Origin of the sequence: Vibrio sp. 10N.239.311.G01 (assembly GCF_041465805.1) — a bacterium.
In the GTDB taxonomy this organism is placed as follows: Bacteria; Pseudomonadota; Gammaproteobacteria; order Enterobacterales; family Vibrionaceae; genus Vibrio; species Vibrio crassostreae_C.
Genome location: NZ_JBFSRM010000005.1, coordinates 133,395 through 145,576 on the forward strand (window position 1 = coordinate 133,395; position 12,182 = coordinate 145,576).

General features: G+C 46.7%; 10 protein-coding genes and 1 pseudogene. All 11 read right to left on the minus strand.

The window, feature by feature from the left end; translation table 11 throughout:
• A pseudogene (locus AB6D06_RS05810) lies at positions 1–153 on the minus strand (chemotaxis protein CheW); the annotation flags it as partial.
• Positions 140–922 (minus strand): ParA family protein, encoded by a 783-nt coding sequence (locus AB6D06_RS05815; protein WP_017064111.1) that lies wholly within the window; start codon positions 920–922, stop codon positions 140–142. The gene AB6D06_RS05815 and the pseudogene AB6D06_RS05810, both read right to left, overlap by 14 nt.
• Positions 923–932: 10 nt before the next feature.
• A complete protein-coding gene (locus AB6D06_RS05820) occupies positions 933–2,057 on the minus strand; it encodes a chemotaxis response regulator protein-glutamate methylesterase (protein WP_017071205.1) in 1,125 nt (374 codons plus the stop codon).
• A 13-nt stretch (positions 2,058–2,070) separates the two neighbouring features.
• Complete coding sequence (locus AB6D06_RS05825; protein WP_372110030.1) at positions 2,071–4,263, minus strand: chemotaxis protein CheA; 2,193 nt, start codon at positions 4,261–4,263, stop codon at positions 2,071–2,073.
• Positions 4,264–4,272: 9 nt separating this feature from the next.
• Entirely contained in the window at positions 4,273–5,004 is a 732-nt protein-coding gene (locus AB6D06_RS05830) for a protein phosphatase CheZ (protein WP_017064113.1), read from the minus strand.
• A 105-nt stretch (positions 5,005–5,109) separates the two neighbouring features.
• The gene (gene cheY / locus AB6D06_RS05835) at positions 5,110–5,478 is read right to left on the minus strand and encodes a chemotaxis response regulator CheY (protein WP_016767062.1); all 369 of its coding nucleotides are present in this window, start codon (positions 5,476–5,478) and stop codon (positions 5,110–5,112) included.
• 42 nt (positions 5,479–5,520) lie between these two features.
• Positions 5,521–6,255, minus strand: a complete 735-nt coding sequence (locus tag AB6D06_RS05840; RefSeq protein WP_017060667.1) for an RNA polymerase sigma factor FliA — start codon at positions 6,253–6,255, stop codon at positions 5,521–5,523.
• The gene (locus AB6D06_RS05845; RefSeq protein WP_017060668.1) at positions 6,248–7,135 is read right to left on the minus strand and encodes a MinD/ParA family protein; all 888 of its coding nucleotides are present in this window, start codon (positions 7,133–7,135) and stop codon (positions 6,248–6,250) included. The genes AB6D06_RS05840 and AB6D06_RS05845 overlap by 8 nt, the downstream gene beginning before the upstream one ends.
• Positions 7,136–7,148: 13 nt before the next feature.
• Positions 7,149–8,711, minus strand: a complete 1,563-nt coding sequence (gene flhF, locus AB6D06_RS05850) for a flagellar biosynthesis protein FlhF (protein WP_029235190.1) — start codon at positions 8,709–8,711, stop codon at positions 7,149–7,151.
• A 27-nt stretch (positions 8,712–8,738) separates the two neighbouring features.
• On the minus strand, positions 8,739–10,838 hold the full coding sequence (gene flhA / locus AB6D06_RS05855) for a flagellar biosynthesis protein FlhA (RefSeq protein WP_017064115.1): 2,100 nt from the start codon (positions 10,836–10,838) through the stop codon (positions 8,739–8,741).
• A gap of 210 nt (positions 10,839–11,048) precedes the next feature.
• Complete coding sequence (gene flhB, locus AB6D06_RS05860) at positions 11,049–12,179, minus strand: flagellar biosynthesis protein FlhB (RefSeq protein ID WP_372099467.1); 1,131 nt, start codon at positions 12,177–12,179, stop codon at positions 11,049–11,051.
• Positions 12,180–12,182 lie beyond the last annotated feature (3 nt).

Below are 12,182 nucleotides of genomic sequence, written 5' to 3' on the forward strand. Positions count from 1 at the left end.
CTCTTCAGATTGTGATTCGTCGCTCGACTCGTCAACAAAAAAATCGTCAGATTCAAAGCTTTCATCACCTAACAGCGCAGTAAAATAATCATCCAGTGCTTGTTCACTGGAGAGACTTGGCTGCGCCAATGTTGATTCTTTATTCGCGCTCATTTATCGCCAACCTTTCGAGATAAATAAGCAACTGTTTATAAGCAAATACACCACGGCTACCCGATGCAAAATGAGAGGCTGGCAAGCGCTTTAGGCTCGCATCTCGAAACTTGGTATCAATCGGCACAGCAGACGTCCAAACTTGGTTTGGGTAATCATCTTTGAGCTGCGTTAATGTTTGCAGTGAGGCTTTGGTTCGCTTGTCGTACATCGTCGGGACAATCGTCACCTTAAACGGTGTTTTGCGCGACTTCTGCATAATGGTCAAAGTGCGAATCATGCGCTCTAAGCCCTTCATCGCCAAAAATTCCGTCTGTACCGGAATCAATATACGATCGCTTGCAGCCAATGCATTGACCATCATCACACCAAGAATTGGCGGGCAATCGATCAACACATAGTCGTAGTCATCTTTTAAAGCGGCCAAAGCACGCTTCAAGATCAACCCCATGCCGCTTCGATTTCCCATTACACGGTCTAATGTCGCCAAAGACATATGCGCAGGGATAATATCGATACCTTCGACTTCCGTTTGTAAAAGCAAAGGTCTTACCGTCTGCGCGTTAAATTCACGCAGCTGGAACAGATCAAACAGGCTCGATTCCACCGTATCTGAATCGTAACCCAGATAGGTGGTCAGTGATGCATGTGGGTCAGTATCAACCAACAGAACACGGTGCCCCTTCAACGCAAGTAAACCTGCTAGAGTCACGGTCGTGGTCGTTTTACCAACACCACCTTTTTGGTTTGCAACACTCCAAACAATCATTTCGATTTACCTAAGCTAACCCAACTTCGACCAAGATCCTTTCCGCGATACGGTCTAGAGGGAGGTCTTCAGTAGAAATGCCAGCTTTTGCTACAGCTTGAGGCATACCATATACAACACAGCTATCTTCGTCTTGTGCCCAAATTGTCGAGCCCGCAGTTTTCAACATACGCGAACCTTCTCGACCATCTGCGCCCATACCAGTCAGGATCATAGACAACACTTTGTCGCCGTAGATCTTCGCTGCAGAGCCGAATGTGACATCCACACAAGGCTTGTAGTTCATGCGGTCGCCGCCATCGATAATTCTTAGACGTGCAGACCCTGCGCGGCCATCAACCATCATCTGTTTACCACCTGGAGCAAGATACGCCACGCCAGGTTTTAACACATCACCGTCTTGCGCTTCGCGAACTTCAATCTTACACAAGGTGTTCAATCGGCTCGCAAAAGCAGCAGTGAATGTTGCTGGCATATGCTGAACTAACACAATTGGGTGTGGATAGTTAGCAGGGATGCGAGTCAAAATCTTCTGTAGAGCAACAGGGCCGCCAGTCGACGTACCAATTGCTGTTAATTGATACTTCTTACCTGACGCTCTGAATTTCGCCGTAGATGCAACCGCAGGCTTCGCTGTCGAAGTCGAAGCTGCTGTTGAAATCGGCTGGCGCAATGGCGTAGCTGTTGAAGTCGTTGCTGTCGCTCTCGGCGTAATAGGAGCACGGCGCATAAACGCACGCTTTGCTGCAATCTGAATCACACGCTGTTGAAGCAATGCAACTGCATCGTCGCGGTTACGTGCAATATCTTCAAACTTCTTAGGTAAGAAGTCGAGAGCACCTGCATCTAACGCATCTAACGTTGCTCTCGCTCCATCATGCGTTAACGATGAAAACATCAAAATAGGCGTTGGAGACGCGGCCATGATTTCACGAACGGCAGTGATACCGTCCATGACAGGCATTTCAATGTCCATAGTGATTACGTCAGGTCTTAGCTGTTTCGCTTTCTCAACGGCTTCTTTACCGTTTACTGCAACATCAATGACTTCTAGGCGAGCCTCTGAGTTGATGATCTCGCTAACGCGACGACGAAAAAAACTCGAATCATCAACGACTAATACTTTAATCGCCATATTTATCCTTAAATTAAATTCTTGACGCTGCTGCGTACTGCTTCAACAAGTCCGGCACATCTAGAATCAATGCAATGTGTCCGTCACTTGTAATTGTCGCGCCTGCCATTCCTGGCGTGCCTTGCAGAAGCTTATCAAGCGGCTTGATGACTACTTCTTCTTGACCGATCAGCGTATCGACAACAAAACCAACACGTTGGCTACCAAGTTGCACGATAACAACATGACCGTGTCCTTTGCGCAGTTCAACAATACCCGCTTTAGGTGCAAGCCAGGTTTGCAAGTAGAACAACGGAATAGACTTATCGCGAACGATGATCGTCAGCTGACCATCAACCACGTTTGTGCGGCTCAAATCTAGGTGGAAAATCTCGTTAACCGATGCCAATGGCAATGCAAATGGGTGACCTGCAACACCGACCATCAAGGTTGGTAGAATCGCTAGGGTTAGTGGAACCTTGATGGTGATCTTGGTGCCCTGTCCCATTTCTGAATCAATATCAATAGAGCCGTTCAGTGTGTTGATCGCTGTTTTCACAACGTCCATACCCACACCACGACCAGAGATATCCGAGATCTGCTCTTTGCTTGAGAAGCCAGGAGCAAAAATCAGGTTAAAACACTCTTTATTTGATAAGCGAGACGCTGCATCTTCATCCATCAGGCCACGTTTAACCGCGATAGCACGAAGCTTATCAGGGTCCATACCGCCACCGTCATCAACGATAGCCAGTTCAATGTGGTCACCTTCTTGAGAGGCAGACAGAATCACTTTACCCGTTTGTGATTTACCCGCAGCAACACGGTCGTTTGGCATTTCAATACCATGATCGACAGAGTTTCTCACCAAGTGAATCAGGGGATCAGCAAGTGCTTCTACTAAGTTTTTATCAAGGTCCGTTTCTTCGCCACGCATTTCAAGAACGATGTCTTTCTTCAAGCTACGAGCAAGGTCACGGACAACTCGTGGGAAGCGACCAAATACTTTCTTGATCGGCTGCATACGAGTCTTCATTACCGCACCTTGAAGGTCTGCAGTAACAACATCTAAGTTAGAGACAGCTTTCGACATTTCTTCGTCGTTGCTGTTGAGGCCTAGGCTGACTAGTCGGTTACGCACCAATACCAGTTCACCCACCATGTTCATGATGGTGTCCAGTGTTGATGTATCAACACGAACTGTCGCTTCAGCTTGTTGCTTCTTAGCCGGCACTTTAACTTCAGCTTTTGCTGGAGCGCTCGGTTTTGGCTCAGCTTTAACGGCAACTGGCGCAGCAGGTTTAGGCGCAGCTTGAGGTGCTACTGCCTTAACTTCTGCTGGCTTAGTCGCGGCATCCAATTCTTCAATCGAAGGTCCATTACCTGAGCCATGTAGTTGGTCAAGTAACTTCTCGAACTCTTCGTCAGTCATCAGATCATCGCCTTCAGACATCGCCGAAACAGGTGCTGCTAGCGGCGTTGGCGGTGGAGGAGGCGTTGAACTTGCCGCTGTCGGGCTCTTACCCGCACCGTGCAATTCATCTAATAACTTTTCAAATTCGTCATCAGTAATATCACCACTGTCAGCAACAGACTGAGGTGCAGCGGGTGCTGGCGGCGGTGTTGGTGCAGAAGGCGCTGTTGGTGAACCACCTTTACCGTGAAGCTCATCAAGCAAGCGTTCAAACTCATCTTCAGAGATATCATCGACTGAAGATGCATTGATGTTTGAGCTTTCAGCAGTAGGTTCCGGAGCAATAACAGGCTCAGGCGCTGCAACAACAGGTTCAGGGATAATAGGTGCAGGCGCTTCTACTGGTGCCACTTCATCCGCAGACTCTGGTTTACAGAGACGGTGAAGTTCATCCAATAAAGATTGGTCGGCTGGCACTAAAGGTTCCTGATCTTGCACGGCGCGAAACTGTACATTGACTGTATCTAGCGCCTGCAGCATGGTATCCATCAAACCTGATGTTACGCTGCGTTGGCCGTTTCGCAGAATGTCGAACACATTCTCAGCACCATGACAAGTATCCACCAGCTCAGTTAATGCTAGGAAACCAGCACCACCTTTTACTGTATGGAAACCACGGAAAATAGCATTTAATAGGTCTTTGTCGTCAGGGTTATTCTCAAGCTCTACCAGTTGTTCTGATAGGAGTTCAAGGATCTCTCCTGCTTCGACTAAAAAGTCCTGAAGAATATCTTCGTCTAAATCGTAGCTCATACGTTACCTTTAAAATCCAAGACTGGATAACAAATCGTCGACTTCATCTTGAGATGCGACAGCGTCTTCGCGCTCTTCTGGGTTCATAATTGGACCTTCAGGCGCAATCGATGCTTTCTTCTCTGACTCTGGAGTTGGCTCTTTTTGATTCGCACCGAATACCGTGAGAATCTCGACCAAACGTCCTTCCACCTCATTCACCAAGGTAATAACTTTGCTGATTATCTGCCCAGTTAAATCTTGGAAATCCTGAGCCATCAAGATTTCAGTCAATTGTCCGCGTAGTTCAGTACTGTCGCCTTCTACTTGGACAAGCAATCCATCAATGCGGTGACATAAAGCTTTAAATTGTGCCAGCTCAATGCGGCCATGCATCAGTTCATTCCATTGAGGCCTTACTTGAAGTAAACACTCGTGTAGGTTGTCTGCGATTGGCATACAGCGATCGACAGCGTCCATCGTCTTATTTGCCGCAACTTCCGTTTTATCAATGACATACTGAAGGCGATCCCTTGCATCAGGGATTTCGTCATTTGCGATAACGCTGATGCGTTCATCGAAATTGAATTGAGTCAAAGAGTCGTGGAGGTCGCGTGTCAGACTTCCTATTTCTTGAAGCATTGGATTGTCTTGAAGACTAAAGTTATCTTCATAAATGCTTCTCACAAGAGAATCAGCATTTTGCTGCTCATCGTTCTCAAGCAGCTCTACTAATTTTTTTGCTTGTTCTAATGAAATCATCCTGAATTCGGCCTTACTCCGCATACTTTGTGCGCTTAGGCTATCGAGATAAACAGATAACTTATCAGTCAGTGTTTACCTAGAAGTGCCTAAATTTATTGATGCTTATAAGCGATCAAAAATCTTATCAAGTTTCTCTTTCAGCGTTGCAGCAGTGAAAGGCTTCACAATGTAACCATTAACACCCGCTTGCGCAGCTTCGATGATCTGCTCACGCTTCGCTTCAGCTGTGATCATAAGCACTGGAAGGTGCTTAAGTTCTGCGTCTGCGCGAATGTGTTTAAGCAGGTCAATCCCTTGCATGCCTGGCATGTTCCAGTCAGTTACCACGAAATCAAATTCGCCTTTTTTCAGCATAGGTAACGCGGTCAAGCCATCATCTGCTTCTTGAGTGTTGTTGAAACCTAAATCGCGAAGTAGGTTTTTAACAATTCGGCGCATCGTTGAAAAATCATCAACAATGAGAATTTTCATGTTTTTGTTCAAATTAGCCTCCACTGAATAGGATCAGTGTTGTTAGTCGTTCTGTGTCCAAGCACTTAACTTAGTGCGTAAACGCTGCATAGATTGGCTCAGTATTTGGCTGACACGAGATTCGCTGACACCTAACACTTCCCCAATCTCTTTTAAATTGAGTTCTTCGTCGTAATAAAGCGAAAGCACAAGGCCTTCCCTTTCCGGAAGTTGTTTTATCGAATCGATCAAAGCTTGGCGGAATGACTCATCAGCAACCCCTTGAAAAGGCGTATTATCTTGAGAGTCTTCATTCGGAGATATTACATCATCTGAGACGCCTAAATCTTCAATTCCAACCAGTCTTGAGCAATTAATGTCAGTTAAAGCACTGTGATACTGCTCTAAACTGAGCCCCATGTGTTTTGCCACTTCGGCATCACTCGGGTCGCGGTTGAGGATACCCTCTAATTCCGCAATTGCACTGCTGATTTCTCGATTGTTCTTATGAACCGATCTCGGCACCCAGTCCCCACGGCGAATGTCATCCAACATTGCCCCGCGAATCCGAATACCAGCATACGTCTCAAAGCTTGCGCCTTTGGTACCATCATAGTTTTGTTGCGCTTCAATCAAGCCGATCATGCCAGCTTGAATTAAGTCATCAACCAATACATTAGGCGGTAATCGCCCCAACAAGTGATGAGCGATACGTTTAACCAACACAGAGTACTTCTCAAAAAAAGCCTGTTGGCTATTGTGATTAGCGTGTTGGTCGTAAGTAAGCGCTTTATTCACCAAATGGTTCCTCTATAAATTCAGTACGATTCAGCAGCCTTTCAACAAAGAACTCCAAGTGTCCGCTCGGTGTTTTTGGTATTGGCCAGGTCAAGGCTTTGTTAGCCAAAGAGCTGATTGCCAATGCAGCTGGAGAGCGAGGAAACGCATCGACTACGATTTTCTGTCTCTTGACTGATTGACGTACTTTATCATCTAAAGGAATACATGCTACGAGTTCGAGGCTCACATTCAAGAAGCGCTCTGTGACCAAAGTCAACTTTGCAAATAATTCTCGGCCTTCGCGGTAGCTTCTGACCATATTTGCAACAACTTTGAATCGCTGAACTTGGTGTTCTCTGCTTAAAAGCTTAATCAAAGCATATGCATCCGTGATCGAGGTAGGTTCATCACATACCACGACAACCACGTCTTGCGCCGCTCTTGAGAAGCTGATCACCATGTCCGAAATACCGGCTGCGGTATCAACCAACAAGATATCCATCTCGTCTTCAAGCGAACCGAATGCGCGAATCAAACCAGCATGCTGTGCGTGTGAAAGTTCAGTCATGCTTTGAGTGCCCGATGTCGCTGGAATAATTTTAATTCCGTGCGGCCCTTCGACAATCGCATCCTTAAGTTCACATTCGCCAGCCAACACATGCCCAAGGTTTCGTTTAGAACGAATACCTAGCATGATATCGACGTTCGCTAGTCCTAAATCGGCATCTAGCACCATGACTTTTTTGCCTTGGCGCGCCATGCAAATAGCCATACCTAACGTCACATTAGATTTACCAACGCCTCCCTTACCACCGGTTACAGCGATAACTTTTGTGAGTGAAGGCTTGGTTAAGCGACGGAGGCCGCTAGCTTGGTCATGTATCATATTTTCATTCATATTTATCCGCCGCCTAGAGCCCTTCAGAATCGCTATTCCAGTAATGAGGTTCATTCTCTGTAGATTTTTCTAATAGCTCATTAGCCTTAGCAATCATGTACTTTGGCTGAGCTATAACGATATCTTCAGGAACTCGTTGACCATTTGCTATGTAAGCAACTGGTAATGCATTTTGTATTACGACACTGATGAATTCACCTAGACTTAGGGATTCATCCAGCTTAGTCATGATGCATCCCGACAACGGGATTCTTCTAAAGTGTTCAATTGTTTCTTGCAGCACTTTGCGTTGCGCGGTTGCAGGCAACACAAGGTAGCTATTGATAACGGAACCACTCTCTTGCATCAATGTGTCTAACTGCTCAGATAGGCGAACATCTCGTTGTCCCATGCCTGCAGTATCGACCAGAATCAGGCGACGATTACGTAACTGATATATTACATCGGCCAGTTCGCTAGAATCTTTAGCAACTCTTACAGGACAACCCATAATTCGGCCGTAGATCGATAACTGCTCATGTGCACCTATACGATATGTGTCAGTTGTCACTAGTGCGACGTTATCAGCGCCATATTCCATGGCAGCACGTGCAGCTAGCTTTGCAACAGTCGTTGTTTTACCCACGCCGGTTGGGCCAAGTAGAGCCACAATACCGCCGCGTTTTAAAATATCTTTTTGTGTAACGGAGATTTGGTCAGCAACCAGAGCTAACAGAGCCTTCCATGCACGTGCAGGTTTAGTATCTTCAGGAATGTAGCAAGCCATTTGATCGGCAAGCTCTGCAGATACACCCATACGTTCAAGGCGCTTAATAAGCATGGCTCTCAGTGGTTCACGGCGCTCAACTTCTTGCCACATCAACCCAGAAACTTGATGCTCTAACAGACGACGAATTGAGGTCATCTCTTCGCGCATCGTTTCCATTTCAGTATCAGAACCTTTGGACTGAGTGTTCTCTCGACCACGATCATAACGGGTAGGATCCAAGCGAGGTGTCGGGCGCTCTACTCTGCGGTCTTCAGCAATCAACTTAGACAAACCCGTTTCACGAGCAAATGCAGAATCAAGATTTCCGTGAGACTGTTGGTTACCGTGAGATTGCTGATGGCCATGAGACTGCAAATTGCTTTGAGTCTGATGACTATGAGGCTTATGGCCCGTGCTTGATTGGCGATTGAGCAATGCTGACAATGAATCTTCATTTTCTGCACGATGCTGTGGCTCATCATCGGCGCCATGACTGTATTGCTTAAGCATATTCGCAAAGCGCTTAGTCATTGAGCGTCCACCTTCAACATTCGACTGTAGGCTAACCTTGTCATCGTCTAGTTGACGTCGCCCAGCAGGAGCTGCGGGCGCGGCCATTTGCGTATATTGGCTTTGTGCAGGCTGCTGAGGTTTATTTAATCTCTGGCTCGCTGTCGACGGGCTGGATTCGCCATCAATAGCGGCAACAATTTCCACGCCACCTGCGACCTTTTTGTTAGACATGATCACCGCTTCTGAACCAAGTTCTTCTTTAACTTGGAGCAGCGCCGTTCGCATATCTTTTGCAAAAAATCGTTTAATTTTCAATTCGATCGTCCGTTCTAATTAGGCGGCTTAATTACCAACAGCTTGTACTATACGTATCTGTTTTTCGTCCGGTATCTCTTGGTAAGACAAGACTCTCAAGCTTGGGATCGTGTTTTTCACGAACTTAGCCAGAGTCGAGCGTAACACACCAGAGGTCAGTAGCACCGCTGGTTCACCTTTCAGCTCCTGCTCTTGCGTAGCGTGGCTGAGGGAGGTCTGTAAACGTTCGGCTAAACCAGGTTCAATACCAGCAGATTCTCCGCCGGATGCCTGCATGGTTTGATGCAAGATTTGTTCCAGCTCAGGAATCAAGGTTATCACTGGTAACTCGGGCTCTATACCATTGATTTCCTGAACAATTAATCGTTTCAATGAGATGCGAACCGCCGCAGTAAGTATGTCAGGTTCTTGACTCTTACCTGAATACTCCGACAAAGTTTGGACTATGGTTCGAATGTCACGAATTGGAATCGCTTCATTCAGCAGGTTCTGTAGCACTTTCACAACCACACCCAACTGCAATTGATCCGGTACAAAACCTTCCACCAGCTTAGGTGTTGAGCGGCTGAGCATCTCAAGTAAGTTCTGAACTTCTTCGTGGCCAATGAGCTGCGATGCGTTGTTGGTTAGCAGCTGGCTAAGGTGTGTCGCCAGTACTGTAGAAGAATCTACAACGGTATAACCTAGAGCTTGTGCGTGTTCACGCTGCTCTTCACGAATCCAAACCGCTTCAAGGCCAAAGGCAGGGTCAATCGTCGGCTCGCCATCGATCATGCCATAGACTTGGCCCGGGTTAATCGCGAGCTCCATGTCTGGCTTAATCTCAGCTTCACCCACAGCAACACCCATCAGGGTAATACGGTAGCTGTTTGGTGTCAGTTCTAGGTTATCGCGAATGTGTACCGCTGGGATCAAGAAACCAAAGTCTTGAGACAGCTTTTTACGCACACCTTTAACGCGTTCAAGCAATTCACCACCTTGGTCTCTATCAACCAAAGGAATTAAACGGTAACCCACTTCTAAACCAATAATATCGACAGGTTGAACATCATCCCAAGAGAGCTCCTTCTGAGAGCCTACTTCTCCATTCGCTTCAACTGTCGCCGGAAGGTTAGGCTCTTCCGCCTTCTTCTTGTTCTTTTTATCGATGTAATACGCCCCCGCGCCTGCAACGATGGCAAGGCTCAAGAACGAGAAATGTGGCATACCCGGAACAATACCCATGATGCCAAGGATGGCGGCGGTGATCATCAAGGCTTTTGGATTGTCGAACATCTGGAAGACAAGTTGCTCACCCATATCTTCATCAGTATTTTGGCGCGTTACCATCATCGCAGCTGCAATAGACAGTAATAGAGATGGAATTTGTGCAACCAGACCATCACCGATAGTCAGTAGCGTGTAGATTTCGATTGCTTCACCAAAACCAAGATCAAACTGAGCCATACCAATGCTCAAGCCACCAATGATGTTGATGAATAAGATTAAGATACCAGCGATCGCATCGCCTTTAACAAACTTAGAAGCACCGTCCATCGAACCGTAGAAGTCAGCTTCTTTGGTGACTTCAAAACGTCTCAGACGCGCTTGGTCTTGGTCGATCAAACCTGCGTTCAAGTCGGCATCGATTGCCATCTGTTTACCCGGTAAGGCGTCTAACGTGAAACGCGCGCTTACTTCCGAGATACGACCCGCACCTTTGGTTACAACCATGAAGTTGATGATCATAAGAATCAAGAACACCACTAAACCAACCGCGTAGTTACCACCGATAACCACGTTACCGAAGGCTTCAATCACGTTACCTGCCGCGTCGCCACCTTCGTGACCATGGAGCAATACCACACGTGTCGAAGCAACGTTCAAGGCCAATCGAAGTAGAGTCGCAATCAGCAGGACGGTCGGGAATGCAGCGAAATCTAAAGGCCTGCGGGTATAAACCGATACCAATAGCACAACCATAGACAGTGCAATATTGAAGGTGAAGAACATATCCAACAAGAAAGCTGGAATGGGCAACACCACCATAGCAAGCGTTGCAAGTACCATAACAGGTGCACCAATCGCAGGCATGGCACGGTTAGGGATTTTAGGTAGCTTGTCCACAAAAGGCAGGGAGAATTTCATAAATCTAGACAGTTTCGCTATGTTGTAGCTCTCTGAACAAGTGGATTAGGTCTTAGTCAGGGCTGTTTGCTATGGGCTTATAATGTTCAGGCTACTACAGCAAACACTGTACCAACATCTCACGTCAAATTATCGCCATCACCTCTATAAAAGGAAGATTAGCTAGCTCGCTATTATCAGGGTTCATCACGCAGAGCTCAAGCAATTGATCTAATGACGTAAATCAGGTGGGATCGGCATATTAGAATCTTGCAGTTTTGGTCGCTCACCACCTCGTTTTCGGTACTGTTTAAGCTGGAAAACATATGCAAGCACTTGTGCAACTGCCGTAAACAGACCGTCAGGAATTTGTTGTTCTAGCTCAGTGGTATGATAAAGCGCCCTCGCCAATGGCGGCGCTGGAACTATATAGATGTCGTTTGCACGCGCAATCTCTCGGATCTTCATCGCCATGTGGTCGACACCTTTAGCAACCACAATTGGTGCCTTATCTTGATTCTGCTTATAGCGCAGCGCCACTGAAAAGTGCTCAGGGTTAGTCACAATCACATCCGCTTGAGGAACGTCAGCCATCATTCGACGTTGAGCGGCTTCTCGTTGCAGCATACGAATACGACCTTTCACTTCGGGCTTACCCTCAGTGTCTTTGAATTCGTCTTTAACTTCTTGCTTGGTCATCTTCAGCTGATCGGCGTGTTGCCAAATCTGGAATGGGATATCAATGGCGACCACGATGAGTAGAGAACAACTGATCAATAGGATGAAGTTAAGCAAAATATCTAAGGCATGGAATATATTCTGTGGATACACATCCATACTCAACTGCATCAAGTCATGTTGAGAAGCTTGAATCAGGTAAATGGCCATGCCCGATACCAAAGCCACTTTCAAGATAGATTTCAGCAGTTCAACCCAGCTTTGTAAGCCAAACATACGCTTGATACCACTCAAAGGATTGAGTTTAGATGCCTTTGGCATAGCGGCTTGCATTGAGAAATTGACCCCACCAACACCCGCAGCGCCAATCACAGCAGCAACGAACAAAGTGATGAGAATCAAGAACAGTGGGAACAACAGGTTTACTAATGCGCCACCCGCTATTTCCAGTAGCTTGTTAGTATCAAAAATCTCGTCACGACTGAGTGAAAACAGACGTTGCATGGCCTCGAACAAAGCCTTCGCCATCGATTCGCCAAACCACATTAAAGCAATCGCACCGACAATTAATACCGATGCTGACGCTAGCTCTTTTGACCTTGCAACCTGCCCTTTCTCTTTGGCCTGTTGCAAGCGTTTGGGCGTGGCGTCTTCTGTGCGTTCTTGACCGTCTGACTCTGCCATTTC